The sequence below is a fragment of the Photobacterium sp. GB-72 genome, assembly GCF_003026095.1.
Taxonomy (GTDB): Bacteria; Pseudomonadota; Gammaproteobacteria; order Enterobacterales; family Vibrionaceae; genus Photobacterium.
This window is the reverse complement of sequence record NZ_PYNV01000006.1, coordinates 1-26,963: the sequence shown is the minus strand read 5'-3', so window position 1 is coordinate 26,963 and position 26,963 is coordinate 1. Positions and strand designations below refer to the sequence as shown.

Below are 26,963 nucleotides of genomic sequence, written 5' to 3'. Positions count from 1 at the left end.
ATGATTTCAGCCACTATTAGTAAGATACTTAATTTTTCGTGCGTTGATGGACCCGGCAACCGAATGGTGATTTTTTTTCAAGGATGTAACTACAACTGCAAAAATTGCCATAACCCACAAACCATCGGTCTTTGTAACCATTGTGCAGACTGTGTTAAGCAATGCCCAACACAAGCATTACAAGCTATTCATACGGAAAATGAAAAAACTAAAGTGGCATGGAATCAAGCATTATGCACTGAATGTGATAAGTGTATTGAGGCTTGCCCTCGACAAGCGAGCCCTAAAACCATAACGATGTCTGTTTCTGAATTAATTGAAAAAATTCATGAAAATAGGTTATTTATTAATGGTATTACCGTTTCTGGTGGCGAGGCATCACTTAATTTACCTTTTATTATTTCGCTATTTCGTTTAATAAAAACGACGGCTTCACTGAAACATTTAACATGCATGATAGACAGTAATGGCAGTTTAAGCGTAACGGGTTGGAAACACCTTACCCCCTACCTTGATGGTGCGATGATTGACTTAAAAGCATGGCACGATGAAACGCATAAATGGTTAACCAACAGAAGTAACCACCGCGTTTTTGAAACGATGAATTTTCTTCATGCTCAAAACAAATTACACGAAATAAGACTTCTGCATATTCCTAATAATACCGATTTTATGGAGCAGATAGAAAAAGTAGCGTATTACTTACGTCCCTTTTCAAGCAGTGTGAAAATAAAGCTCAATGCTTTCAGGCATCATGGTGTGGTAGGTGATGCACTCAACTGGGATGAGTGTAACCAAGAAGAGATTAATCAATTAGCTAACGAACTATCAGAGCGTGGCGTGAAAAACTTACTGACTCCTGCTATTTATTAAATCAAAAATTTAGATATTCCGTCTGCTGATCATAGCGACATAATTAATTAAGTCGCTCAGCAGTCGGAGTTACGTTTTCTTTAGAACCTCACTTCCTAACGTAACTTTTGAAGTGAGACTTTATAAATCAATCTCTGCTGTCTTATCTTCAACGCCACAAAGAATTAAAATTTGCTGATGTAACCAACGAAGAGCAGGATCATTCATGCTCGGTTGATGCCACACCAAACTATAAGCAACCTTGCCATAATTAAACGGTAACGGCTTTTCAACAAGTGCTTTAGACTGTAATGCAGTACTTGCCCAACGTTTAGAGCAGGTAAATAACAAATTACTGTTATGACACATCGTCGCTGCACCACCAAAGTCTGCGACATTCACCACCACTTTTCTTTTATGATGCTGTTGCGTTAATTGCATCTCAAAAAATGGCACACTTAAATCACTATCCAAAATACCAATATGACCACAATTTAAATAATTTTCTATTGTCAGCTCTTTATCGGCAAGAGGATGATCATGCGCCATTAAGCAAACCATCTCATCGGTAAACAAGGTCTGCCATACTAAGTTATTTTGCATCAATGGTGGCTGGCTAAGATCGTGTGGCAAAATCACAAAATCCAATATGCCTTTGGTTAAACCATCAAAACCAATGCTGTCTTTCGACCAAATATCAAAACGGACATTCGGCGCTTTTTTTAGAACATGGGCATAAAGACCACCGGCGATTAATTCAAAAGTACTTTCCCGCATCGCAAGTGAAAAACTCCCTTCATACTCTTCTGGCTGAAACGCTTCTTTGGTCATGATCTGATTCATATCACTGATCATTTGGTGAACCGTAGGGCCTAGCCTACGAGCTAAAGGAGTAGAAATTAGCTTATTACCATGACGATAAAAGAGTTCGTCATTGAGATTGTCACGTAATTGGCTGAGTGTTTTACTAACGGAAGAAGGGCTTACACATAATCGCTCTGCACATGCCGTAACACTTAGCGTATCTAGCATTACGTGCAAGGTAATTAAGTGTTTCATACTTATACGAGAAAGTTTAATTAAATCCATCTGCGACCTTTAATATATAAGCCAGAAAATCGATAATTCAGCAGTATGAGATAAAAAAAATGCTAGTCAATAAAGGACTAGCATTTCTGTTCATTTATTAATAGCGCACGTTGTTTTTGTTTTAAATTTCAACAATAGCGTAAACTATTATTTATCGAATACCGTTTAAGAACTCTGCACGTGTCGCTGAATTTTTCTTAAAAATACCACCAAGCGCTGTGGTTGTGGTTACACTGGTTGCATCCATAACACCACGCGCTTTTACGCAATAATGCGTTGCATCAATCGTAACTGCGACATCATCACTTTCTAATAATGTTTGAAGTGCGACTAACACTTGTTGTGTTAAACGCTCTTGAACTTGTGGGCGCTGAGCAAAGAAACGAACAATACGGTTAATTTTGGATAAACCAATAATTTTCCCACGAGGAATATAAGCAACCGTCGCTTTACCATCAATCGTTACTAAATGGTGCTCACACGTACTGGTTAACGTGATGTCTTTAACTCGCACCATTTCATCACACTTCATTTTATTTTCAATGACGGTGATTTTAGGGAAATTGGCATAGTCTAAACCTGAAAACACTTCATCAACGTACATTTTCGCAATGCGGTGTGGGGTTTCAACCAAGCTATCATCAGTCAGATCTAGCGCGAGTAACGATAAGATCTCACGCATGTGGTATTCAATCTTTTCTTTTTTCTCTTCGCGGCTAACATCTTGTTCAACCATTGGGGTTTCAAGACCACGGGCTGCTAATGCATCACGAACTAGTACTGCAGATTCACTTAATGCTGTCATTCTTTTCCTCCAACTGGCACAGGCTGAAATGCAATAAAACAAGCCTGTTTTCGCTCGCCAGCGCTAAAAACATACGCAGAATACCTCCAAATGAAAATAATTACACCTCCCATTTATTAGGGATTAGTCCAATTGGCCTAATTTTGGCATAATCAATCCCTTACAGCCCTTAACAATAAAGGGTAAAATCATAATTAAGCGATTTAATACGTGGTTTGAAGGGCTATTAATATTTATCATTTTACTGATGCTCTTGCTTCAAAGCCACTATGATTCAAATTAAACAATAACGAGATGGATACCATTATGGGATGCTGCGACGTACCAGGCCTTATGCCCGTTGAAACTGCCATTGAAAATATTCTTGAGCAAGTTTCCTCTACAACTACAACATCAACGGTAGCATTAGCCGATGCAATGGGATTAGTGCTAGCGCAAGATATTCTTTCGCCTATCAACGTACCACCATTTGCGAACTCGGCAATGGATGGTTACGCGCTTCGTGCTGAAGACTTAGCAAATACAGATACATTGATTTTAGCGGGTAAATCTTTCGCTGGTGTTCCATTTGAAGGTAAATGTCAGCAAGGTCAATGTATCCGTATTATGACGGGTGCTGAAATGCCTGCCGGTACAGATACCGTGATTATGCAAGAGGAAACGTCTGTTGATGGTGAGAACATCACTTTTAATATCAAGCCAAAAGCGAACGATAACGTGCGCCCAATTGGTGATGACGTAAGCCTTGGTGAAACTGTGCTAGTAACAGGTACACGTTTAACTGCGCGTGAAATGCCTTTACTTGCATCACTTGGTATTGCAGAGCTTGAAACGTACCACCGCCCGAAAGTGGCTTTCTTTTCTACTGGTGACGAATTACGTCCAGTAGGCGAAACACTAGAAGCTGGTCAAATCTACGACAGCAATCGCTACGGTATTCGCGCTCTACTAGAAAAATTTGGTTGTGAAGTGTTAGATTTAGGCATTATTCCGGACTGCCCTGAAAAACTGCGTGACGCATTTTTAAAAGGCTCAACAGAAGCCGACGTATTAATCACATCAGGTGGCGTTAGTGTCGGTGAAGCGGATTACACCAAAGATATTTTGGATCAAGAAGGCCAAATCGGTTTTTGGAAAATCGCCATGAAACCGGGTAAACCTTTCGCGTTTGGTAAAATCAATAATGCTTGGTTCTGTGGCCTACCGGGCAACCCAGTATCAGCAATGCTGACTTTATACCAACTAGTACAACCTATGCTGGCGAAACTAGCAGGTAACAGCCAATACCAACCGCCTGTTCGTGTAAAAGCAAAAGCGACAACAATGTTTAAAAAACGCCCTGGTCGTACCGATTTCCAACGTGGTATTTACAGCATTAACGTTGAAGGTCAATTAGAAGTAGCAACAACAGGCAATCAAGGCTCTGGTGCCTTTAGTTCAATGCACCTTGCTAACTGCTTTGTGGTACTAGAGCAAGATCGTGGTCGTGTTCAAGCGGGTGAAGATGTGACTATCGAAATCTTCAACCACACCTTGTACTAAGCAAACGGTATTTCTAATGACAACAGAAAACACAAATAACGTTGAACTGACAGATGATGAAATGCTGCGGTATAACCGCCAAATCATTTTGCGTCAGTTTGATTTTGAAGGGCAAGAAGCATTAAAGTCTTCTTCTATGCTTATCCTTGGTGCTGGAGGCTTAGGCTGTGCTTCTACGCAATATTTAGCCGCTGCTGGTGTGGGTAAACTAACCCTGATTGATGATGATAAGGTTGAAGTTTCTAACCTTCAGCGTCAAGTGTTACACCATGATGCTACGGTTGGCCTATTAAAGGTCGATTCTGCAAAAGAAGCGTTATGTCGTATTAACCCATATCTTACGGTAGAGACCATAGCCAAACGCTTAACCGATGAAGCGTTACTACCACTCATAGAAAGCCACGACATTGTTTTAGATTGTAGCGATAACGTTGATACTCGTAATCAACTTAACCGCCTATGCTTTAGAACCAAAACGCCGCTTATCTCCGGCGCAGCAATTCGTATGGAAGGTCAGCTCAGTGTTTACACGTACCAAGATAACGAGCCGTGTTATCAGTGTTTAAGCGCCCTATTTGGTCAACAAACATTAAGCTGTGTTGAAGCAGGCATTATGTCGCCCGTTGTCGGCATCGTTGGTGCAGTTCAAGCGATGGAAGCAATCAAAGTGGTTGCCAACATGGGGACACCATTAACAGGTAAACTGCTCATGCTAGATGCGCTCACAATGAGCTGGCGAGAAATGAAGTTAATGAAACAACCCACTTGCTCAGTTTGCGCTAATTGATCATATCCGCTGTATATGCCATCCATGAAATATACAGCGGTAATTCCTTTCACCCATCACTGCTTTACTAACGACTACCTCTAAATCCCCTAGCCGATCGGTTTCACACAACTCAAGCTCAAATTTATATATCGAGCATTTTTTTGCTAAAACACCTTAATACAAAAAATAAATTACGGGATAAAGTAAACCGTTTACTCTTCAGGTATTAAAAAGCCGACTGTGACTATTTTTCTAGTACTCATTCGGCTCTCTTATCCAATACTATTTTTCACTCTGCTACTAGAGCAATAAAATAATACTCACAATCGCTGCACTCATTAAGTTTGCCAGTACACCAGCCGCAACTGCGCGGATACCGTATTTCGCAATAAATGGACGGCGCTCAGGAATTAAGCTTCCCATACCACCAATCAAAATAGCCAGCGTTGTAATATTGGCAAAACCACATAATGCAAAAGTAACAACAGCAAGGCTGTGTGGCGATAAGGTATCCTGCACTTTAATCATATCAATGAAAGCAACAAACTCGTTCATCACTACTTTTTGACCAATTAACGAACCCGCAGTTACCGCCTCGCTCATTGGAATACCCAGTAAAAGTGCAACTGGCGCAAACAGGTAACCAATCAACATTTGGAACGTTAAGCCATGAATACCAAAGAACTCACCAATATCGCCTAACAAGCCATTAAATAATGCGATTACACTGATAAAAGCAATCAATGTTGCACCAATAGTCACTGCCATACGCAAGCCAGACATTGCACCATCAGCTAACGCTTCAACTACATTGGTTGCTTTAGGGATTTCAACACTGGTAATTTCATTGGCTGATAGCTTATTCTCGCTTGGTGGCATAATGATTTTTGACATTAATAAACCAGCAGGCGCAGACATAAACGCAGCGGCAATCAAGTAATTTAAATCAACACCAACAGCGGCATAGCCCACCATCGTAGAGCCTGCAACAGAAGCCAAACCACATGTCATCACCGCAAAAAGTTGTGAATCATCCATAGATTTTAAGTACGGTTTAATAACCAGTGGGACTTCAGACATGCCGACAAAAATGTTGGCACCAGCAGATAATGATTCAGCACGACCCGTACCTAAAATACGTTGCAGTGCGCCACCAAAAATATTAACGACTTTCTGCATAATGCCTACGTGATACAGCATAGAAATCAGTGCAGAAAAGAAAATAATAATACCAAGTACATTAACGGCAAATACAAAACCGATACTACCTGTTGCCAAACCACCAAATAAAAATGACAAACCATCTTTACCATAATCGGTGACGTACGTTACGCCATTGCTGACAGCTTGAAGTGCTGTTTTACCTGCTGGGATATATAAAACAATTAAAGCAAACAGTACTTGTAACGCAAACGCGATAGACACCATTTTTACAGGAATACGCTTTTTATCCGTTGAGATAAGAAACGCGAGTAAAAGTAGAACGAATATACCTAATAAAGCAATCATGAGATCTTTGTTGTTACCCAAAAGAGGGTTGCATTGTATTTACACTAAAAATACAAGCAACATCACATTGTTGTTTAGTTGTTACACCAAGAGTGATACACCTAAACTTATTGAGCCAAAAACAAAATCGAACCCATAAAAATCAAAACATTAGCTGTAAATGCTGCTTTATTATTTCCATATAAAAAAAATAATTTGCTTTAACGCAATAAAATCGAAAATATCAGCGTATTTAACAAGCATGTATGTGCTGATATTTTCAACAAAATAAAATACGTATTTGCAAAGCAATCTATAAGTTACAGCGTTATCACCTATGCCTTTACCGTATCACTTCTTTATTACTGATAGGAAAAAGTAAACAGGCTTAAAAACTTGTTTGATTTAGACCACTTGTAACTACTGTTCTGTCATTACTATCTTTCATTTCATTTATGTTAGAGTTACAGCAAATATTAAAATAAAAGAAACATCCCAATGAAACGTATTGTCTTATTTAGCCAGAAAAACTGCTCAAACTGTAAAGATGCACAACAATACATGACAAATAAAAACTACAGTTATCGTTTGGTTGATATCAGCTCACCAAAAGGAAGAAAGGAATTTAATAGTACTGGCGCTAGATCTGTCCCTGTTTTAAAAGTGGGTGATCAGGTGTTAATTGGCTGGAATATTACCAAGTTTGAAAAAGCATTAAAGTCAAAAGACTAAGAAAGCATTTCATACTACTTTTCAGTGAGTTATTATTTTTTAGATATAAAAAAACCGACAGCATGTGTCGGTTTTCTTTTACTCGATTTATCGAGCAAGTTGTTAGTCGTTGTCGTTTAAGCGGATACCTTCACGCTCAATAACAATTAACCCTTTCTTGTATAAGCCACCAATCGTTTTCTTAAAGGTCGCTTTACTTGTACGGAAAACTTGGAAGATTTCATCAGGAGTTGATTTATCACTTACTGGGATAAAGCCACCTTTACGCTCTAACGAGGTTAAGATTTTATCCGCTAGATCGTCAACACGATCTTTACCCATTTTCTGTAGTGATAGGTTTAACTTACCATCTGGACGAATTTCTTTAATGTAGGCTTTTAATGCTTTACCAATAAATAGCTTACCAAATGATTCTGTTTTAAAGAAAAGTCCCCAATGTTTACCTTCAACCACGGCTTTAAAACCAAGATCTGTTACTTCAGCAATAATTACCTGCACTTCTTGACCGATCTGGTAAGTTGCTGGTGTCTTATCTAAGTAACGGTTAAATTTAGTAGTACCCACAATACGACCAGACGCTTTGTCTGTGTATACGTGAATAACCACTTCTTGACCTTCTTCTAAACGACGGCGTTGCTCACTAAATGGAATAAGCAAATCTTTCGTTAAACCCCAATCAACAAACGCACCAATGTTGGTTACACCCACTACACGTAGTTTTGCGAAATCGCCAACTTGTGCATAAGGTTCCGTTGTTGTAGCAATGACTTCGTCATTCGAGTCGAAGTAAATAAATACTTTTAACTTATCGCCTAGCTCGGTACCTGCTGGAACTGAGTTCTTAGGTAACAGGATATTACCGAAGTCTTCACCACCATCAAGAAATACGCCAAAATCTACTAGTTTGACGACTTCTAGTGTGTTGTATTTTCCAATTCTAATCATGTATCAGGTACTCTCTGCATAGGCAACGACACGCGTTTGGTGATGTTGCTTCAATATCTTTATCAATCAATTTATTAGCTGCATGATGAATTAGCTATATCTCGCTAATCAATCGGCTATAATGCACGTGTTGTGCTTAGATTGCTGCATTATACGTGATGTTGGTTCGCAACGCCTGACCTATCTGCATTTATTTGATGATTTTTCATGCTATCAGCGCAAACTTATATAGTTAACAGTAATATTTAAAACCAACTTATTCTAAAATTAATAGAGTAAGTTATTGTTGTAGATCTTGGAGGATATCAATAAGTGATCACTGTCGATAAAAAAGATGGGCATAAATTAAAAATATCCCATGTTATTCAAGAAACAACCAATCGGCAGCTCGATATGTACATCTTCATTCCCGGTGAGCTTGGCTTAAATGCCAATATCATTTCTGAAGAAGAGTTCTATCATAACGCTATCCACGGTAAACGTACTTATTTCAGTGATATTAATCACCTTCCTCTTGTTCATAGTCGCCTTGCCAGCCGTGGAAAATTATCTATCGAACAATACCGTTTAAGCTTAAGCCTTTACGCTTATCAGTATGCACTCGCGCTAGAAAAAGCCACCAATGATTTATTAAATCAAAATGATAACCCGACATTTGAAGATGTTGAGGAATCTGCCAATATCTCGGTGCGTATTTTAAAGCGCTTACGTCGAAATATTCCAACCGACAAAAAGCTGCTTAAGTATTACGAGAATATTGATAACTATCTGTCTTGGTTTACTGAGCAGCGCTTCCTTCAGTTAATTTCTCATCTTCCGCGTGGCAACGATTACAACGCCATTAAAACAACGTTACTTGAAATCTGTGAATCTGAAACACAACACCGAATAAAGCATAATTATAACTCGGCTAAAGCGATGGAAGATCCAACCCGTATGTCGAATAAAATGCGGCTATTACGACGTTTGATTGAATACCCTGTTACGATGAGTGAGAAAACCATTGAGCTGGGTGCAAGCACAAAAAAAGTGGTGACAGGCGCAGCTGCCGGCATTGTGATGATTTTTGTCACCATGATGCTGATAAAAGCACGCGGTATGCTCGGTGATATTACCGCGTCATTCATTTTGGTGTTATCGCTAATTTATGCCGCACGTGAAGTGTTTAAAGATGACTTAAAAACCATGCTTTGGCGTTGGTTACGGAAAGGTAAAGCTCGTTGGCGGAAGCAGTTCTTTGATGCGAATACCACTCATTTAATTGGTCGACAGCTCGAATGGCTTGAATATATTAGCTATGACAGTTTACCAACCGATATTCGTAAAACGCGTAAACATAAAGTGTCTCACCGGGAAGAAACCATTCTTCACTATAAAAGTACCACCCGTATGTCACCAACAAAGTTTTTAAGTGGTTATGAGCAAACACGAGAATCGATCATTTTAGATTTACGTACTGTTGCAGCATTAATGGAAAAAGGCTCTCAGCGTTTATACCAGCTGAATGATGGCCAGGTAACAAAAGAGTCTGTGGAAAAACGTCACCTGATTAACTTAATAACCAAAGAAACAGACGAAGATAAAACAGTGCGTATTCAGCGTTGGAAAATTATTATGAGTCGTTCCAAAATTGTGGATATTGAGCCTATTCTCCCTCCAGAGAAAAAGCCAATTGCGGAAGCTCAAGCTGCGAAGGAAAGCGAAAAAGCGCAAACGGCCTAACACTCAAAAAGCTCACTGTTGACGATAACAATCGTGCAATAGTGAGCTTTTTACTGTGGTATTGAAAATTATGCTGCACGAACAGAAACTGGTAATTCTGCACCTTTTTTGGTTAAACCAAATTGCCACACATTTAAATCACGACAACGGAATGCCCCAGCGCAAGACAGCAAGTAATAACGCCACATACGGTAGAAACGCTCACCATACTTCTCTGCTAATGTCGGCCAAGCGGCTTCAAAGTTATCATTCCAAGCGACGAGTGTTGTATCGTAATCAGGACCAATGTTCTGTACATCTTCAATATTGAAATAATCTTCAGCTGACGCACCAATTTGCATCATTGATGGGATCACACCGTTAGGGAAAATGTACTTATTGATCCATGGGTCAACTGACGTTTTTGATTTCGGACTACCAATGGTGTGAAGTAAGAAAATACCGTCTTCAGCAAGAAAACTGTACGCAGATTTAAAGTAGTCTTCATAGTTTTCGGGGCCAACGTGCTCCATCATGCCAATAGAGACAACGCGATCATAAGGCTGCTCTGGGTGATATAAGCGGTAATCTTGAAGAATAAAGTTAACGGGTAAGCCTTTCTCGTCTGCTCTCGCCTGACCAAGTGCTGCTTGTTCTTTTGATAAGGTTAAACCATCACAAATAACACCATACTTTTCAGCAGCAAAGATCATAAAGCTGCCCCATCCACAACCAATATCAAGTAAACGCATGCCCGGTTGTAAACCCATTTTGCGGCAGACTAAATCTAGTTTTGCTTCTTGCGCTGCTTTCAGGTTGTCGCTGTCTTTCCAATAAGCACACGTATAAGTCATACGAGGATCGAGCATAGCTTCAAATAAATCATTGCCTAAGTCATAATGAAAAGGCACATCCTGAGTTACACGCTCAACACTTTGAGGGTTAAATAATTGCTTAAGTTTAGACGCGCCAGCTTTTAACCCTAATTGTATTTTTGTTGTGGTGGTTAGCCTATCTTCGATACCAGCATGTAATACACGAGAAATCATTTCATCAATAGCATCACAGTCCCACATGCCATCCATATAGCTTTCACCAAAGCCTAAAGAACCATCTTTTAATACGCGATCAAAAACACCTTCATCATGAATTTTAATATCCCAAGGACGATTACCATTAATTTTCACATCAGCAAAATCTAAAATGTCTTGAAAAAATTGATTATTTGTCATTCTGTATACCACTACTTTTTATTTGTATGACAAATTGCCTTTTTGTATTTATATTCACAATATAAAAATTCAAAAACTAATTTTTAGTTAATAATATCAATAAGTAAAATAATAATATTGCAGAAAAACAGTTTAACAATTTTCTAATTAAGAATTGAATGATATTTCTTTTCAATTAACGCTCATCAACGTATATTTAGCTCAAATTTTTTCCATTATTTCGACATAATCATGTCAAGCTAACAAAGCATAAAGGAGCATGCAATGCGTCTACCAATGACGTCTTTACTTATCATTGATCCTCAATATGACTTTTATGATGTTCCCGTTAATGAACAATTCACATTAGGTTCAGCATCTCAGAAGATTACTATTTCGCCAGCACTTCCCGTTCCTGGTGCATGGGAAGACGCTAACAAACTTGCTGCATTTATTACAAAGCAACAAAAGAATATTAATCAGATTATTGTGACACTGGATAGCCATCATGAATACGATATTGCTCATGCGCCCTATTGGAAAAATGAAGCAGGCGAACACCCAGCCCCATTTACTCTAATTAGCCATCAAGACATTGTAGATGGTATCTGGCAGCCTACTGATCCAACGCTTTTAAATCATGTCCTTAATTACACCCAATCATTAGAGCAAACGGGAAAATATAACCTTCTTATCTGGCCGACTCATTGTGTGATTGGCTCTGTTGGACATGATATCGTTAAACCTATTCAGGCTGCTATTCATACTTGGGAGCAGCAAGCGAATACACAACATATAAGTATTGCTAAAGGCGAGAACCCACATACAGAGCATTACGGTGGTTGCGAAGCTGAATATCCGTTAGAAGATGATAAAAAGACCCAATTTGATCCTCAACTAGTCGAGCTCGTTAAGCAAAATGATCAGGTTTATATTTCAGGCCAAGCTCTTTCCCACTGTGTTGCCAGTACGGTTGAACAAATAGTCGAAAAGCTCACAAACGAAGAGATCAAAAAGCTAACAATTTTAATCGATACCACCAGCCCTGTTGCTGGATTTGAACAAAAAGCAAAAGATTTTATGAATAGAATGTCATCTATTGGTGTGAATTTTGTAACCTCATCGAATTTATAAGACTATTATTGGTCTGATAGGTATATGAATTCTAATTATTTAGGGTGCAAAATGAATAATTTACTGTGTTTATCTCTTATGATTGGCTGTATCTCCCCTGCGTTTGCGGCTAAACATAACAATGATGACATTTATGTCTGCACCCTTTCTCCGTTTACCGACACGTTTGCAGATGCCGCTAGAACTGAAGATGCAGCCCGCTATAAAGTTGCACAGCGCTGCTTAAAGTCACAAAGTGATATGTTTTGCCGAGCACAAGAAGCTAATTGCTTTACAACTTCGCTATCAGCAAATAATGACCACAACTCGAATAAATCAGTGAAGCTATTTAGTAAAAAGAATCAAAAAGGCCATTCCATTGATATCAGTCGCGATCAACCTAACTTTTTCGACACTGATTTTAACGACAAAATGGTGTCATTTAAGATCCCTTCTGGCTGGAAAGTTCGCTTTTACGAAGATATTAACTATCAAGGCAAATCTTATACTTACAATGGTGGCAAAGATAATGCCGATGGTTTTGAGCACGCTATCAGCTCAATGAAGATTTTGAAAAAGTAATATTAATAAAAATATAAGCCCTATAATCATTGGTTTATTACTAGTGACTATTATGGGGCTTTATTCACATAATTGACGAAACACCTCCGGATATTTAAATACGTTAACGGTGTCATTAACATTAACGAAAATCCAGTCACTGCCTTTTATTAATGGGATATACCATTTTGCATCATTTTTAATAATGACTAATGCAGGCAATGTTTTTATCTTCATAATAAAAGCATCACTTTCTTGATACATAGCCTTTAATGGCAGCAACTCTCTTCTTTCAATTTGTAGATAGAATTGAGCAATCTTTTTATCTACTGCTTCTAAATCACAACCATTATTATCTTTATGTTGATATAAGACTTTACCTAAATCTTTTGATTGATAAACCACATCAGATTTAACATTACAACCATAAGTCAGCATCAATAAAAATAATAATGGTGCGCACGAAGAAAACATTTTCAGCATATGCGCACCTCTCTAATTATTTAACTTCTATGTTATCAATCAATATCGCACTATCGTATTCTGTATCACCTTTATCGATAGCCTCTATTGTTAGCTTCACGCGTTTGTTGGCCAAAGCAGAGACATCTAACTGCTCTTTTATCCAAGGGGTGTTATACACACCTCCTTGATCAAACGATACATCAGACTCCACCAGTACTTCTTGATTCTCGCAAAGTTTATTAACACTGGTTTCAAACGATGCGCAATTTGTTGTGCCTTCCTCGCACACGTTTAAAGTAAATGAATCATCAAAACCGGTACCACAATATTCTAAAAATTCCTCTGAATAGAACTTCCAGTCAAAATTTAATGTTGTTACGTTTTTATCTAAACAAGCAGATTGTTCGATACTACCTAGCTCATTGGTATAGCCTAATCCTGTTGATACAACACCAACAAATTGACCATCTAACGGTTTAGTTCCACCAAGATTTGTAATGATGCGACCATCACCCTTTTTCGCCCAAGCATTCAATTCGCCTTGTTCAAAACTGAGATTATCAAATGAGCCACTAGATAGTTTTAAATCTTCTTCGCCTCTCATACGTATAAATGCTTCATCACTGCTGTTATCACTGATACCATGTTTATTAACAGCAACATCAAAGGCTTCCTTCAATGTCGAATCATTTTCAAGCATGTCACTAATAATGGCATTCGTCGTATCTTGAGCATAAGAAGAAAGGACATAGTCATCATAACCAATCACCGCCCCTGCACCTTTTGATAAAAACACATTGGCAAGTGAATTATTGTAAACAGACCGACACGCTGACAGTACGACTAAGCTCTTAGGCATAGTGGAAAGATAATGATCAAAGAACGAAGGAAGAATAATCAACGCGCCACCAGCACCAATGGCTAGGCGCTTCATATAAAGATCGCTTTCATAACCTTCAAGGTTATAAGTGCCATCCTCATTTTTAGGTAAAACTATGCCTGTATATAAACCAGAAACCGATAAATACCCTTTTAAGAAGTCACTTGGCCCCCACTTCTCATCCCAGATTTTAAATAATCCATTGAAATAGTTATTACCGTGGGTAGAAAAATGAATATATCCAAAAGTAGTAAAGTCTTTAAAGCTATCAAGCGAAACACCCACAGTTTCGTTATTCACAAACTCACTATCAGGGAATAATTTACATGATTGACTATCTTTAATCGTTTTCCAAACACCATAGTAATCATCTGCTTTGAAGAAGTTACTAAACTCAGACACATCAGGATTATTAATATACGGGCTGATCATCACGGCTTTAGAGCTTTGAATCCGGTTTGCCGGCGCTACTGATGAGTAGGTTGTGGCCTGTTTTTTAAATACATCATCATAATAACGCGTTTCACGTGCCGCTTTCACAACAGGTGTTGGCGCAACAGTCCCACTACGAGCCGCTGACTTTGAATTTTCAACCAGAGGATTATGAAGCCCTAAAATACCATCTTCATTTACCCACCAAATACCACCTTCATAGGTATACCCAGCAGCACCTACATCCTTATGGTTGTTAAGTTGATCAAGCACCGCCTTGGCTGAAGCATGAACATCTTTTCCTTTATCTAATTCTGAGGTTAACCATGTTTCAACACTGTCAGCAATATCAACAGACTTAGTGACCTGATCTGAGGTGTATTTTTCAGCCACCCAAATACAGGCAGGCTCTGATTGGTATACATTCTTTTCGCTATCAGATACTTGTGCTTGATAACAAAATTTACCTTTCTTAGTTGGATTAAAAGAGAAAGAGGTCGCATAAATACCATCATCATCGATTCCATCAGCACCTTCATCAAAACTAATGCTACCGCCAGAGCCGATCAAGTTAACTTCAGGATTCTTATTATTTGATGTACCAATATTAGCGTAAATCGTTACTGCATCTTCATTTAACACAAAAGAGCGCTGGCTTAATGTTAACGGGGTAGTGAAATCCATCGCTGGGTGATAGTTAATCGTAGAAACAATCTCAACCTGCGCTTCATCAGCGGTTAACGCCATTACGGTGATTTGATTTTTACCTTTTACCAAATCAATTGTTGCTGACCACATTTCATCGACTTCAGCATTCACAGAAAGCTTGGTGGTACTGTTAGTCACTAAGATCTGTTTAATATCATGATCAGAAACAACATTTCCTTTTAAAGTCACCTTTGCTTCATTGGTTACTTTCTTGATATCACCTAAGCCAACAAAAGAAAGAGATAAGGATTTTTCCGCTGGTTTTGCATATACACTGATGTCATCAGTTGCTGTGTCACCGTCGTTATCAGTGACCGTAACGGTAAAATTAAACACTTCATTGTCTTGAATATCAGGAACAGTAAACATAGCGCTATTGTTTACTTTTATCAGTTCGACTTTTGTTGCATCTGCGTCTGATTGCGTCCAAGAAACATCCACAATTGTCCCGTTTGGATCAATATTGTTAGATGAAATCACCACACTTTTATTGGCATAGGTATAAATATCATCACCAGCTTTAGCTTGTGGTGTTGACTCACCACTTCCACCGCCACCACAACCCAATAGCGCTAAGGCGGTGCTGGCAAAAAGTATGTTCCTTGTTAAGTTCATTGTATTCCCTTCAATAACAAACCAATAGAAATGAACAAAGGATCATATTGCTAAGCTAAATACTATTCTATTAAGCGATACCCCTACTCGATACACTTCATGATTAGAAATGTAATGGATGTAAGTACTTAACTATAATATATGGTTAGATCTATAATCCTTGTTAAACCCACCGAATACCTTTGTTATGAAATCATTACAACAGCTTGTTTTTAATAATACTTACAGTCAACTCCCTTCACTTTTCGGCACTTTCGTTAGTCCGCAACCGCTGAGTAACCCTTACTTAATCAGTGTGAATCCACACATTGCGAAATTATTAGAACTCGATATAAACGCCATTCAATCTGATGATTTTATTAATATATTCAGTGGTAACGACACCTTAGCTGGATTTGATCCCATAGCAATGAAATACACTGGCCACCAATTCGGGCAATACAACCCCGATCTGGGTGATGGTCGGGGTTTATTATTGGGGGAAGTACAAACAAGTCATGGTAAAAAGTGGGATATTCACTTAAAAGGCTCCGGACTTACACCTTATTCGCGTATGGGCGATGGCCGTGCCGTTATTCGTTCAAGCATTCGAGAATATTTAGCCAGCGCCGCGATGGCAGGCCTTGGTATTCCGACCTCACATGCACTCGCGGTTATTGGTAGTGATACCCATGTGTACCGTGAAAAACAAGAATTTGGCGCAACCCTGATCCGAATCTCAGAAAGCCACATCCGATTTGGCCATTTTGAATATCTGTTTTATACCCAACAACACGATCAATTACGTTTATTAGCAGATTACGTTATTCAGCATCATTTCCCTGAGTGCCAACAAGTCGAAAAACCATACGCCGCCCTGTTTGAGCAAGTTTGTGAAAATACAGCTAAAATGATCGCCCATTGGCAAGCAGTAGGCTTTGCTCATGGCGTTATGAATACCGACAACATGTCGATTTTAGGCTTAACGTTTGATTATGGCCCTTATGGTTTTCTGGACGATTATAATCCGGGTTATATTTGTAATCATTCTGATTATTCTGGTCGTTATGCCTTCAATCAACAGCCATCTATTGGGTTGTGGAACTTATCAGCACTCGGTTACGCCTTAGCACCTATCATTGATAAATCAGACATAGAACATGCATTAGAAATTTATCAGCACCAACTACAAATGCATTACAGCAAACTGATGCGTCAAAAATTAGGCTTATTCGATAACCAAGAACAAGACACTGAGTTATTTCAGCAGTTATTTAATTTACTCAAACAACAGTCGATCGATTACACCCAGTTCTTCCGCACGCTTTCGACGCTTTCCCAAGACGAACTCGATAACACCAGTTCTCATTTTTCATCTCTCACTGAAAATACAACCGCAATCGATGAATGGTTAGCTGATTACAAAAAACGTATCTCAAATATCGATGATCAACAACGTTTAGCATTAATGCTTAACAGCAACCCGAAATATATTCTTCGTAACTATTTGGCACAGCTTGCTATCGATGCTGCCGAGCAAGGAAATTTCACATTTATAGAGAATCTATTAACCGTTTTACATGATCCTTTTGATGAGCATCCTAACTTTGAAGATCTTGCCGATCTTCCTCCTAAATGGGGTAAAGAGTTAGAAATTAGTTGCTCTTCTTAAATCATTATTTCGTTTTTGTAATAAAAAAAATGCCCTATTCAATAGGGCATGTTTCTCAATATTTCATTTAATACGCATTACAAATAATAGCTCTGTACAGGTTTCATTTGCTCGTTAAATTCATAAACTAATGGTGCACCTGTTGGTATTTCTAATTCTGTAATTTTGTCATCAGGGATATTATCTAAATATTTAATCAAAGCACGTAAGCTGTTACCGTGAGCGGCAATTAAAATATCAGAGCCAGGTTTAACATTAGGGACAATATTTTCATTCCAGAATGGTATTACCCTATCATAAGTATCTTTCAACGATTCACCATGTGGAAGTTGGCTATGTTGTAGTTCTTGGTAACGTCTATCATTACCTGGATAAAAAGAGCTATCTTCACTTACTTGTGGTGGCTCAATATCATAACTACGACGCCAAATGTGTACTTGTTCGTCGCCAAACTCCTCTGCGGTTTCTGCTTTATTCAATCCTTGAAGATCACCATAATGACGTTCATTCAATTGCCAGTCGTGCTCAACAGGGATCCATAAAGAATCAAGCTGTTCTAATGCTAAGTTAGATGTTTTGATCGCACGATCAAGCATTGAGGTATAGCAAAAATTAAAGTTGAAACCATTCTCTTTCAATTTAATACCTGCGTTACGCGCTTCGTTTTCGCCTAATTCAGAAAGAGAGACATTCGCCCAGCCAGTAAAACGGTTTTCTTTGTTCCAAACACTTTGACCATGACGAAGTAAAACAATACGTGTATTTTTCATAACAGCCCCTTGAAACTCAACATCATGAGTTAAGTAGATTCGTCTTTTTAATCGCTGTCATTTCCATATGGCATTTAACAATTACTTTCTAATTGATAATCATTATCATCTTTGATTGTAGATTAAATCCATTCCTCATCGATTACAATACTGACTATAAAGAAAAGTTATTAAATAAAAGTGCTACATACCGTCATTATGTGTATCTATCGCGTCATTATAGAGTTTGAGCAGAGTAACAATAGACATTAACCAGTTGATAAAATTAATTATTTTAACTTTATGGGGATGATTGAAAAACTCATTCGTAAAGTATTATTTACATGAATAATAAAAAATCGCTTCTTCAAATGCCATAACAGATGAAAAAAGCGATTTAGTTTGTAGGATATATTTAAGGTTAATTAAGCGATGCGGCTAAAGCCATTGGCTAAATCTTCAATGAGATCGTCGCAATCTTCTAAACCAATATGAACACGAATAAGCGTGCCCTCAAAATCTACTTTGCCCACAGGACGAATACGATTTAACTCTTCAGGTTGACTTGCCAAAATAAGAGATTCATAACCACCCCAAGAGTACGCCATACTAAAATGCTCAAAGTTATCTAAGAAATTAGCAACTTCTTCACTCGATAACCGTTTATTAAGCACAAATGAAAACAAACCACAGCTTCCAGAAAAATCACGCACAAAGAATTCATGGCCTTTACAGCTTGGTAGTGCTGGATGATTAACGGTTGCAACTTCTGGACGCTTTGCCAGCCATTCTGCTACTTTGATACTGCTTTCATGATGTTGTTTTAAACGAACGCCCATAGTGCGCAATCCGCGAGCAGCCACATACGCGGTATCAGCATCAACCATTTGCCCCATTAAATAAGAACGTTCACGTAGTTTATCCCAGCAACGTTCATTACTAACTGCCGTCCCTATCATCGCATCAGAGTGGCCAACAATGTATTTCGTACCGGCTTGAACAGAGATATCAACACCGTGCTCGAGCGCTTTAAATAGCACCCCTGCCGCCCATGTGTTATCCATAATAATCACAGCATCAGGGTTAACAGCACGCACTGCTTTCACAATTGCTGGAATATCTTGCACTTCCATTGTGATAGAGCTTGGTGATTCTAAGAAAACAACCTTGGTATTTGGCTGTACAAGTTCAGCAATCCCCTCACCAATCAAGGGATCGTAATAAGTAGTACTAACCCCTAATCCTTTAAGGACAATATTACAAAACTCTTGGGTAGGCTCATAGGCGGCACCTGTCATCAATACATGATCGCCAGAAGCAACAAACGCTAAAATACTGTTAGATACCGCAGCCGCACCGCATGGATATAAATAACAACCAGCACCGCCTTCTAATTCCACCATCGCATCTTGAAGTGCAAAGTGGGTTAACGTGCCACGACGTCCGTAAAACAACTCACCTTTCGCACGGTTCTTAATAGCATGTTTTTTATCTGCAACCGTATCGAAAACTAATGATGAAGCACGTTGAATAACACTGTTCACCGCACCGTGAGTGTATTTTTTCTTTCTTCCTGCACTCACTAATGCAGTATCAATTTTCTTACTAGACATAACTTCGTGATTCCCTTACTCGTCTATCTATTCTGTTTCTTGTATAACATGAATAAACACAACAAACTAGCAAGTTATCATAAGTATCAAGCACTAAACTGATGAACAATTCACCCTAAAGTTTGGTGTTTACTTTTCGGTATTGTTGCGTTTTTCCCTCAAACAACAACTGCTGTGAAATAGCATTAAAATAACTTCCCTCGGCAAAAAGAGATTCGCTCCAAGCTTGCTCAGAACACTCTAATCGTTTTTTAGTCACAACATCATTATCAATATCAAAACAAGAATGTAGCTCACCAGTCGCACTATCTATCGCAACACCATGATTTTTGGTTAGCCAAAAGAAATTCGTGCCATACGAAAAGCTTGAGCGACCATCATAGCTATCATCAAATAGCGAGTTGCCAGTAAACCATGGAACATAACCACCAAGCCAATCAATAATCGTCGGTGCAATATCTCTCTGAGATGAGGTGATCGACCTCTTTTCATTAGGGATAGATTGATCACTCGCATAGATGAGAAGTGGAATAGAATTTTTAACTAATCCTCCAGTTATCGTTTTTGCCGTGTGATCTGAGAGCAAAATAACGATGGTCGGCTTATCGAGTTGAGCAAGCTTCGAATCCAATTTAGGAATAAAACGTTTCAGTGCATCATCAGCGAACTTCATCACACTTCTACGCTCGTTAATGATGTTTTCGCGACCAAAAACATATTCAACATTATCCGGTAAAAAAGAACCGTGAGTGGTCCCTGTATTGATGGTCATAAGAAAGGGTTTACCCGTTTGGCTGAATTTATCGATTTGGTTTAAAGAAAAACGATAGATATCATCATCCATAAATCCCCATTCATTGTGCACCGCTTTGAATGGGTAATCATACTTACCGTACGACTCCTCAAACCCTAACGTTTGTGCAAAAGCCCCAACCGCCCCTCTTCCACTTCCCTGAATAAAGGCTGTTTGCCAACCTCGCTCAGCTAAAATATGTGGTAAACATGAATAAGAAGCATTTTGTAATTGGCTATTTGCCATAAAGCCGTTTATAGGATTTGGGTAAGAACAAAATGTAGAAAACGTCCCTTGTACTGTTCGATAAGCATCGGCATAGGTTGAATACGTCGAAAAAGAACGTGCTCTAAGTTGATCAAAAAATGGCGTGGCATTCACAACACCCGAGTAACTTTGCATATCAAAAGCCAACCAACTCTCAAGCAGAACAACAATGACATTGGCCGATTTAAGTGATTGAAGCTGTGCAGGAGAAGCTGTTTCTTGTGTATGTTCAAAAAGCTTAACTTGCTGTGACGTTGGATTTTTAGTGATTTTTTCTATGGCCGCAAGATCGCCTTTAGAGAGATAGTAACCAATGCTATAGGGAGCATTCCAAGCAATGAAGGCTTTATCTAAGTCACCAATAGTATAAACACTCATCGGACTCTGAGGTGAGTCTTTCCAGCCTCCGCGAACAATAATAAGTGTGACTGCTAACCACAAAAATATAAACAGACTATTAAAATACCAGCTTGCTTGCTTTCTATTGGATAATGGCAAATATTTCCAAATGAAAAACAGTGATACTAATAAACATGCAATACCAAGCGCGACAGTTCCAAAGTAACTTTTAAACGCAGTCTGAATAAGTGACACTTCCATACCTTGCGTATTAAACAGTTCAAATGTGACATGTTTACTGGCTTCTTTGGCATAAATTGCATCAGAAAAGGTAGTAATAACAACCCAACAAATCGCAATGCTGAGTAAGAATCGAGTTAATTGATTGGTTGCTCGTTTAAATAAACTAGCAATGATTAAGCTAAGGAAAATGGGGATAGTCAGTAAAACAGCAGCGCTAGCATCAAAGTAAATACCAAAAAGTAAAGCATCGATGCCATCTTGCGAATTAAGTTCGATGGGAAGTTCAACAAAACTTAATAAAGCGAGCAACTTAGTAATAAAGATCGCTGCGATTAAAAAGGCAAAAGATATAATGGTATTTATTGCAAGCACAGCTATTCCTTGCTAATGAATGATTCCTTTTAGAGAAGCAAAAAAATGCACCTACGTCCAATTTATTCGCAGTATTGATTTAGATTAACCATATCATTTTCTTCATTTCTAACATCTGTTGAAAGTTAATTCAGTATTGATAGTCAATTTTGTTGAATAAGGGGTGAGCATTTTTGAAAATAATAGTGATTTTAATCCAAATATTAAGTAAGCCTTAAGTTATAAAATGGATGATATGGCTATTCGCTAATTCATAAGAGCTCGTAATGCGTCAAATTTTCCAAATTAAGATGACAAGCTTCATCGTGGTGATGTCAGCATACTTCACCCTATGCTTTAACTATCCGATCCTCGCTAAGATTTTCGATTTAAGCCATTCAGTGTCTAATGTCTTTTTTCCATATACTGCACCGATTGTATTGATGGCGGCATTTCTGATTATCTTCACAGTGTTATGTTGGCCATACCTGTTTAAGCCAGTAATGATTTTCTTAACCATTACTTCATCGATGGCACTCTATGCAGAAGTGAATTACCACACCTTATTTAATAATGCCGTAATTGAAAGTATTTTCGAAACACGTTCAGATGAAGCGCTGTCTTATGTCAATGCCCATTCTATTATCTACGTCATCGTATTTGGTATTGTGCCAAGTATTTGGATTGCAATGGTAAAAATCACCAAGCGAGAGTCTTTTATTAAAGATATCGTTGCTCGTGTCGCGTTAATCGGTATCGCTTGTACAGCGATTTTGCTCGTCGGATTAACGACATTTAAAAGCTATGCTTCTGTGGGTCGAAATAACCATTTTTTAAACCGTATGATCATTCCAGGTCATGTATATGCGGGTGGTAAGTACCTCTATAAGAAGTTTATTTACAAACCACTACCATTTAAACAACAAGGGTTAGACGCAAAACTAAGCCCAAGTAAAAACCATAAACCTACTTTATTTGTGATGATCTTAGGTGAAACCGCACGTACCTATAACTATGCTTATAACGGTTATAAACGTGACACCAATCCATACACCAAAAATGAAGGCATAATATCGTTCAAAAACGTTGAATCTTGCGGTACCTATACTGCCCTTTCCGTGCCTTGTATGTTCTCGAATTTAACACGAGCACATTACAACCAAGATCGTGCATATTCTCAAGATAATGCCGTTGATATTATCCATCGCGCAGGGGCGAAAGTACTGTGGCTTGATAACGATGGCGGATCAAAAGGCGTAGCAGATCGCGTTAACTATCAAGCAATCGATCCTTCACAGCATAATCAATTCTGTAATGGTACCAGTTGCTACGACAGTGTAATGCTAGATAAAGCACAAAGCTTTATTGATAAAGGCGATACAAATAAATTTTTGGTACTGCACTTAATCGGTAGTCACGGACCGACTTATTTCAAACGCTACCCTAAAGCGTTCGATAAATTTAAGCCATCATGTAATCGCAGCGACATTGAAAATTGTACTGACGAAGAAATTAGGAACGTGTACGACAATACTATTCTGTACACCGACTATGTGACAGAACAAGTGATCAAAATGCTAAAAGCCAAAGAAGATAAATATAATGTTGCTTTATTATATATGTCAGATCATGGTGAATCTTTAGGTGAGAACGGTTTCTATCTTCATGGTGCGCCCTTCTCTATTGCGCCTAAAGAGCAAAAACACGTGCCTTGGTTACTATGGTTGCCAAAGCAATACGCACAAGCGAAAGGGTTAAATAAAGCGTGTTTAGAGAAAAAAGAAAACCAAGCAGGACTATCACAGGATAATTTATTCCCTAGCCTATTGAGCTTATACGGTGTGAAATCAAAAGTGATAAATCCTAAGCTAGACATTACTGCAAGCTGTCGAGTAAAAGCATAACTATTCAATGATCCCATTGACTTAATGTATACTTGTAAGATATTACAGGTATACATTTTTATTTGAGCTCTCATTCCATGAAAATACTGATTATCGAAGATTCCTCGGCATTACGTCGTAGTTTAGCTGTGGGGTTTAATAATTTAGGCTTTTCCACTGATGAAGCAGAAAATGGTAATGAAGGGCTCACTTTAGCATTAGACAATGATTACGATATTATTATTTTAGATCTCATGCTCCCTGGCATTGACGGTATGACGATTTTAAACAAATTGCGTCAAACAGGCATTGATACTCGTATTATTATTCTTTCAGCCAAAACACAAAGCCAAGATCGTATTGATGGCTTAATGCAAGGTGCTGATGATTATGTCACTAAACCTTTTTCATTTGATGAGCTCCATGCTCGTGTGGTTGCAATTTCCCGTCGTTGCCAACCTGTAAGCATTACCAATACCATTGAAATTGATGGCTTTTTGTTAGATCTTAATAACAAAACGTTATTCTATGGTAACAACGATTTAGAACTCACACCGAATGAATTTAAGATCATCGATTATCTCTTCACTCACCGAGGTCAAATCCTGACCGCTAGTATGATCAGCGATAATATTACTAATAACTTCGACTATATTTCGAAAAATACCATTGAAGTACATATCTCTACGATGCGTAAAAAAGCGAAAAATATTGAGGCTGTATTGCCAATAAAAAATAAACGCGGTTTTGGGTATTACGTAGAGAGTTAAACATGACAAATCCTCGATCAATTAAAAAGAATTTAATTAACGCGATCAGCGCCGTATTTGGCTTCTTTATTATTATTGTTTTTACTTTCGTCGATTTCAGTGTAGATAATTGGGTTCAAGAACAATTTGAATTAGAGATCCAACAAAAAGCCGGACAGTTTAAAACCATCACCAATATCCAAGATTTTGCACAAACGATTAAAAGCGATAAAGATTATGCCTATTATCAGATCTGGAAAAATGATGATGTCATTTATCGTTCTACATCGCTCAATGATTATCCCAACATCCATTTACTACACAAGAAGTTACCACTAAATAGCTATCAAATTGTCGATGTCACTTTACCAAACCATGAGATAGGTAAGGCATTTCTATACTCTTATCTCGCAAAACCTAAAGATAAAAAGCCAACCCCTATTTATTTAACCATTTATGCATCAACGACAGGACTTGATAAGGTTACGGGCATTCTCGATATTTTACTGGTTGGTAGCTTTTTACTCTCGATGATCATTATGCGTGTCGTCGCTAAAATCATTGTGACTAAAGGTCTCGATCCTCTCGTAAACTTAAACAATCAAATAAAACTGTTTAACGAAAATAAACAGCAACGACACAATCACACCTTTGCGTTTAAAGAAAATGCATCCTCTTATATTGAAATTGATTTGATCCGCAAAGAGCTTAATAACTTCCTCGAAACTAACCGTAAAATGGTCGATAACGAAAAACGGATCACCGCTGATATCGCCCACGAAATCAAAACGCCTATTGCAGAACTCATCACCCTAACCGAAGTGCATCAACGCTTTCCAGATGATGAACGTATAGCGAAAACCTTTACCTCGGACATTCTACAAATATCGAACCGAATGAAAGTAATAGTAGAAAACCTATTATTACTACAACGCACGTCTCATTCGCTTTCTCTTTATAAACAGCCGATTGAAATCACAACCTTATTAAGTACCGTGATTCACGATTTAAACTTTAAATATGACGACATTAAGCAACGTGTAGTTTTCAATAACACACTTCAGCACCCTATTCTCGCTGATGAGTTTTGTTTAAAAACTATCGTCACCAACTTGTTAGATAATGCACTATTTTACAGCGAGCCTAATACCGCTATTAATATTACGATTAATAATGATGCTCAGGATGTGGTATTCACTATCACCAACTCATCCTCTATTAATTACTCGCAGCAGGAAGTCGATAAACTGGTGCAACCGTTATTTCAGCATGATGATTCACGTTCTAATAACAATCGCTATGGTTTGGGGTTATCCATCGTTGATAACATCTGCAAAATCAACGAATACGATCTATCAATAAACCAGTTAGATCATGGGAATTTTCAGGTATTAGTAAGGATTCCAAAAAAAGAATTGTAGCGAATAAAGCTAACCAATGAGCTAAAAAAAACAACAACTGAGATTCTTTATTGCTGCCTTATTAAAGATAATCTAATTATAAATCATAGCGTTAAAACTATTTAGTCACACCAAGGATAATGCTCGACTTTTTTTGCTATCCCCCTTCATGATATTTCCAATATTTACATATATAAGGTAGCTTGGGCTTGTCCAACCATTCGGATAGGTGTTGACTGCGCGACACATATCCTTATTTGTTATATAAAAATTCCTCTATCATGAGATTATTGGTAATAAGAACATCAAGCTGACAAATGCAAGGGCCTTTGAAATAAGAACCATAATTATCAATTCTCCTACTTCTGCTTCGGTTTCTTTCTTTAAAAAATAAAATAGAACTACCCAAGACAAAATAAAACCAACATATGGAATTAAGTCTGCCAATGTGGAAAAGGTACAAACCTTGACTATTGAAAAGTAGCTACAATAGGCACTACTTAGTGGCATTCCCGCATAGATAGAAGAGCACTTCATACCTACCCAAAGGAATACAGAGCTAAGCGCGATTCCAAGCAACACAATGATAATATTTATCCCTAAATCCATAAATTTCTCCTTTTATATAACGCTTCGATAAGCGGTGAGTAACAGTTTGCTAAAACTGGGAACGCAGTGACACTGAGCAAACTGTTACGAATCCGACTTTATTAACTTGTTGAACGAAGCCGCTGCGCGGCAGAGTGAAAGCCCATAAGCTCGACTACGGTAAATATACCTTTAAAAAAGGAGTATTTATCATGAATAAAGCACAGCAACATCGTTCAGATTATCTTTATGAACAACACCTTACCCATCTTACCTTGCAAGGTAAACGCCCCGCTACGATTGATGCTTATAGTCGTGCTCTACGTCGCATTACCCATCAACTGGATAAATCACCAGACACATTAACTACCGAAGATCTTAAACAACATTTTACACAACTGATCAAAACACATTCATGGAGTACCGTGA

Annotated in this window: 23 protein-coding genes; 12 read left to right on the top strand and 11 right to left on the bottom strand. The window is 38.2% G+C overall.

Annotated elements, in window-relative coordinates; genetic code table 11:
- Positions 1-873: a YjjW family glycine radical enzyme activase gene (locus C9J40_RS09000; protein WP_255418320.1), complete on the top strand. Its 873-nt coding sequence runs from the start codon at positions 1-3 to the stop codon at positions 871-873.
- Positions 874-993: 120 nt separating this feature from the next.
- Here C9J40_RS09000 and C9J40_RS08995 read toward each other — a convergent pair whose 3' ends face one another.
- Together C9J40_RS08995 and folE are read right to left on the bottom strand one after the other, a co-directional pair.
- On the bottom strand, positions 994-1,941 hold the full coding sequence (locus C9J40_RS08995; protein WP_107208467.1) for a LysR family transcriptional regulator: 948 nt from the start codon (positions 1,939-1,941) through the stop codon (positions 994-996).
- A gap of 151 nt (positions 1,942-2,092) precedes the next feature.
- Entirely contained in the window at positions 2,093-2,746 is a 654-nt protein-coding gene (folE, locus tag C9J40_RS08990) for a GTP cyclohydrolase I FolE (RefSeq protein ID WP_107208468.1), read from the bottom strand.
- A 306-nt stretch (positions 2,747-3,052) separates the two neighbouring features.
- Here folE and moeA point away from each other — a divergent pair, with 306 nt between their 5' ends.
- Entirely contained in the window at positions 3,053-4,288 is a 1,236-nt protein-coding gene (moeA, locus tag C9J40_RS08980; RefSeq protein WP_105060310.1) for a molybdopterin molybdotransferase MoeA, read from the top strand.
- 16 nt (positions 4,289-4,304) lie between these two features.
- Positions 4,305-5,075 (top strand): molybdopterin-synthase adenylyltransferase MoeB, encoded by a 771-nt coding sequence (gene moeB / locus C9J40_RS08975; protein WP_107246584.1) that lies wholly within the window; start codon positions 4,305-4,307, stop codon positions 5,073-5,075.
- Positions 5,076-5,357: 282 nt separating this feature from the next.
- On the opposite strand, the gene C9J40_RS08970 is transcribed toward moeB, so the two are convergent.
- Positions 5,358-6,566 carry a NupC/NupG family nucleoside CNT transporter gene (locus tag C9J40_RS08970; RefSeq protein WP_105060313.1) on the bottom strand — a complete coding sequence of 403 codons (1,209 nt, stop codon included), beginning with the start codon at positions 6,564-6,566 and terminating at the stop codon, positions 5,358-5,360.
- A gap of 477 nt (positions 6,567-7,043) precedes the next feature.
- Here C9J40_RS08970 and C9J40_RS08965 point away from each other — a divergent pair, with 477 nt between their 5' ends.
- Positions 7,044-7,277, top strand: coding sequence for a glutaredoxin family protein (locus tag C9J40_RS08965; RefSeq protein WP_107208474.1), 234 nt, complete (start codon positions 7,044-7,046; stop codon positions 7,275-7,277).
- A gap of 102 nt (positions 7,278-7,379) precedes the next feature.
- Here the strand turns inward: C9J40_RS08965 and C9J40_RS08960 are convergent, their stop codons facing one another.
- The gene (locus tag C9J40_RS08960) at positions 7,380-8,222 is read right to left on the bottom strand and encodes a S1 RNA-binding domain-containing protein (protein WP_005367598.1); all 843 of its coding nucleotides are present in this window, start codon (positions 8,220-8,222) and stop codon (positions 7,380-7,382) included.
- Positions 8,223-8,534: 312 nt separating this feature from the next.
- On the opposite strand from C9J40_RS08960, the gene C9J40_RS08955 reads away from it, so the two are divergent.
- Positions 8,535-9,944 carry a hypothetical protein gene (locus C9J40_RS08955; RefSeq protein ID WP_107246582.1) on the top strand — a complete coding sequence of 470 codons (1,410 nt, stop codon included), beginning with the start codon at positions 8,535-8,537 and terminating at the stop codon, positions 9,942-9,944.
- Positions 9,945-10,012: 68 nt separating this feature from the next.
- Here the strand turns inward: C9J40_RS08955 and cfa are convergent, their stop codons facing one another.
- The gene (gene cfa, locus C9J40_RS08950) at positions 10,013-11,155 is read right to left on the bottom strand and encodes a cyclopropane fatty acyl phospholipid synthase (protein WP_107246581.1); all 1,143 of its coding nucleotides are present in this window, start codon (positions 11,153-11,155) and stop codon (positions 10,013-10,015) included.
- 264 nt (positions 11,156-11,419) lie between these two features.
- Here cfa and C9J40_RS08945 point away from each other — a divergent pair, with 264 nt between their 5' ends.
- On the top strand, positions 11,420-12,268 hold the full coding sequence (locus tag C9J40_RS08945; protein ID WP_107246579.1) for a hypothetical protein: 849 nt from the start codon (positions 11,420-11,422) through the stop codon (positions 12,266-12,268).
- A gap of 51 nt (positions 12,269-12,319) precedes the next feature.
- Entirely contained in the window at positions 12,320-12,829 is a 510-nt protein-coding gene (locus C9J40_RS08940; RefSeq protein WP_107246578.1) for a beta/gamma crystallin-related protein, read from the top strand.
- Between the two features lie 60 nt (positions 12,830-12,889).
- Here the strand turns inward: C9J40_RS08940 and C9J40_RS08935 are convergent, their stop codons facing one another.
- Together C9J40_RS08935 and C9J40_RS08930 are read right to left on the bottom strand one after the other, a co-directional pair.
- Complete coding sequence (locus C9J40_RS08935) at positions 12,890-13,291, bottom strand: hypothetical protein (RefSeq protein ID WP_107208478.1); 402 nt, start codon at positions 13,289-13,291, stop codon at positions 12,890-12,892.
- A 16-nt stretch (positions 13,292-13,307) separates the two neighbouring features.
- Entirely contained in the window at positions 13,308-15,908 is a 2,601-nt protein-coding gene (locus C9J40_RS08930; protein ID WP_107246576.1) for a choice-of-anchor L domain-containing protein, read from the bottom strand.
- Positions 15,909-16,095: 187 nt separating this feature from the next.
- On the opposite strand from C9J40_RS08930, the gene C9J40_RS08925 reads away from it, so the two are divergent.
- Positions 16,096-17,559 carry a YdiU family protein gene (locus C9J40_RS08925; protein WP_107246574.1) on the top strand — a complete coding sequence of 488 codons (1,464 nt, stop codon included), beginning with the start codon at positions 16,096-16,098 and terminating at the stop codon, positions 17,557-17,559.
- A 77-nt stretch (positions 17,560-17,636) separates the two neighbouring features.
- On the opposite strand, the gene gpmA is transcribed toward C9J40_RS08925, so the two are convergent.
- The 3 genes from gpmA to C9J40_RS08910 all read right to left on the bottom strand — a co-directional run bounded on the left by gpmA (position 17,637) and on the right by C9J40_RS08910 (position 21,935).
- On the bottom strand, positions 17,637-18,329 hold the full coding sequence (gpmA, locus tag C9J40_RS08920; RefSeq protein ID WP_107246573.1) for a 2,3-diphosphoglycerate-dependent phosphoglycerate mutase: 693 nt from the start codon (positions 18,327-18,329) through the stop codon (positions 17,637-17,639).
- A gap of 404 nt (positions 18,330-18,733) precedes the next feature.
- Positions 18,734-19,921 carry a cystathionine beta-lyase gene (gene metC, locus C9J40_RS08915; protein ID WP_107246571.1) on the bottom strand — a complete coding sequence of 396 codons (1,188 nt, stop codon included), beginning with the start codon at positions 19,919-19,921 and terminating at the stop codon, positions 18,734-18,736.
- 115 nt (positions 19,922-20,036) lie between these two features.
- On the bottom strand, positions 20,037-21,935 hold the full coding sequence (locus tag C9J40_RS08910) for an LTA synthase family protein (protein WP_107246570.1): 1,899 nt from the start codon (positions 21,933-21,935) through the stop codon (positions 20,037-20,039).
- 266 nt (positions 21,936-22,201) lie between these two features.
- On the opposite strand from C9J40_RS08910, the gene C9J40_RS08905 reads away from it, so the two are divergent.
- The 3 genes from C9J40_RS08905 to C9J40_RS08895 all read left to right on the top strand — a co-directional run bounded on the left by C9J40_RS08905 (position 22,202) and on the right by C9J40_RS08895 (position 25,967).
- Positions 22,202-23,818: a phosphoethanolamine transferase gene (locus C9J40_RS08905; RefSeq protein WP_107208484.1), complete on the top strand. Its 1,617-nt coding sequence runs from the start codon at positions 22,202-22,204 to the stop codon at positions 23,816-23,818.
- A 77-nt stretch (positions 23,819-23,895) separates the two neighbouring features.
- Positions 23,896-24,567 (top strand): response regulator transcription factor, encoded by a 672-nt coding sequence (locus C9J40_RS08900; RefSeq protein WP_107208485.1) that lies wholly within the window; start codon positions 23,896-23,898, stop codon positions 24,565-24,567.
- Between the two features lie 2 nt (positions 24,568-24,569).
- A complete protein-coding gene (locus tag C9J40_RS08895; protein ID WP_107246568.1) occupies positions 24,570-25,967 on the top strand; it encodes a sensor histidine kinase KdpD in 1,398 nt (465 codons plus the stop codon).
- Positions 25,968-26,225: 258 nt separating this feature from the next.
- Here C9J40_RS08895 and C9J40_RS08890 read toward each other — a convergent pair whose 3' ends face one another.
- On the bottom strand, positions 26,226-26,555 hold the full coding sequence (locus C9J40_RS08890; RefSeq protein ID WP_107246567.1) for a hypothetical protein: 330 nt from the start codon (positions 26,553-26,555) through the stop codon (positions 26,226-26,228).
- Positions 26,556-26,746: 191 nt separating this feature from the next.
- Here C9J40_RS08890 and C9J40_RS08885 point away from each other — a divergent pair.
- Positions 26,747-26,963: phage integrase N-terminal SAM-like domain-containing protein (locus tag C9J40_RS08885; RefSeq protein WP_199188071.1), on the top strand; the 217-nt coding region annotated here is incomplete at its 3' end.

Excerpts from the sequence above, each read along its gene's own strand:
- C9J40_RS09000 (WP_255418320.1), top strand. The coding sequence starts at position 1 with ATGATTTCAGCCACTATTAGTAAGATACTTAATTTTTCGTGCGTTGAT.
- C9J40_RS08995 (WP_107208467.1), bottom strand. The coding sequence starts at position 1,941 with ATGGATTTAATTAAACTTTCTCGTATAAGTATGAAACACTTAATTACC.
- folE (WP_107208468.1), bottom strand. The coding sequence starts at position 2,746 with ATGACAGCATTAAGTGAATCTGCAGTACTAGTTCGTGATGCATTAGCA.
- moeA (WP_105060310.1), top strand. The coding sequence starts at position 3,053 with ATGGGATGCTGCGACGTACCAGGCCTTATGCCCGTTGAAACTGCCATT.
- moeB (WP_107246584.1), top strand. The coding sequence starts at position 4,305 with ATGACAACAGAAAACACAAATAACGTTGAACTGACAGATGATGAAATG.
- C9J40_RS08970 (WP_105060313.1), bottom strand. The coding sequence starts at position 6,566 with ATGATTGCTTTATTAGGTATATTCGTTCTACTTTTACTCGCGTTTCTT.
- C9J40_RS08965 (WP_107208474.1), top strand. The coding sequence starts at position 7,044 with ATGAAACGTATTGTCTTATTTAGCCAGAAAAACTGCTCAAACTGTAAA.
- C9J40_RS08960 (WP_005367598.1), bottom strand. The coding sequence starts at position 8,222 with ATGATTAGAATTGGAAAATACAACACACTAGAAGTCGTCAAACTAGTA.
- cfa (WP_107246581.1), bottom strand. The coding sequence starts at position 11,155 with ATGACAAATAATCAATTTTTTCAAGACATTTTAGATTTTGCTGATGTG.
- C9J40_RS08945 (WP_107246579.1), top strand. The coding sequence starts at position 11,420 with ATGCGTCTACCAATGACGTCTTTACTTATCATTGATCCTCAATATGAC.
- C9J40_RS08940 (WP_107246578.1), top strand. The coding sequence starts at position 12,320 with ATGAATAATTTACTGTGTTTATCTCTTATGATTGGCTGTATCTCCCCT.
- C9J40_RS08935 (WP_107208478.1), bottom strand. The coding sequence starts at position 13,291 with ATGCTGAAAATGTTTTCTTCGTGCGCACCATTATTATTTTTATTGATG.
- C9J40_RS08930 (WP_107246576.1), bottom strand. The coding sequence starts at position 15,908 with ATGAACTTAACAAGGAACATACTTTTTGCCAGCACCGCCTTAGCGCTA.
- C9J40_RS08925 (WP_107246574.1), top strand. The coding sequence starts at position 16,096 with ATGAAATCATTACAACAGCTTGTTTTTAATAATACTTACAGTCAACTC.
- gpmA (WP_107246573.1), bottom strand. The coding sequence starts at position 18,329 with ATGAAAAATACACGTATTGTTTTACTTCGTCATGGTCAAAGTGTTTGG.
- metC (WP_107246571.1), bottom strand. The coding sequence starts at position 19,921 with ATGTCTAGTAAGAAAATTGATACTGCATTAGTGAGTGCAGGAAGAAAG.
- C9J40_RS08905 (WP_107208484.1), top strand. The coding sequence starts at position 22,202 with ATGCGTCAAATTTTCCAAATTAAGATGACAAGCTTCATCGTGGTGATG.
- C9J40_RS08900 (WP_107208485.1), top strand. The coding sequence starts at position 23,896 with ATGAAAATACTGATTATCGAAGATTCCTCGGCATTACGTCGTAGTTTA.
- C9J40_RS08895 (WP_107246568.1), top strand. The coding sequence starts at position 24,570 with ATGACAAATCCTCGATCAATTAAAAAGAATTTAATTAACGCGATCAGC.
- C9J40_RS08890 (WP_107246567.1), bottom strand. The coding sequence starts at position 26,555 with ATGGATTTAGGGATAAATATTATCATTGTGTTGCTTGGAATCGCGCTT.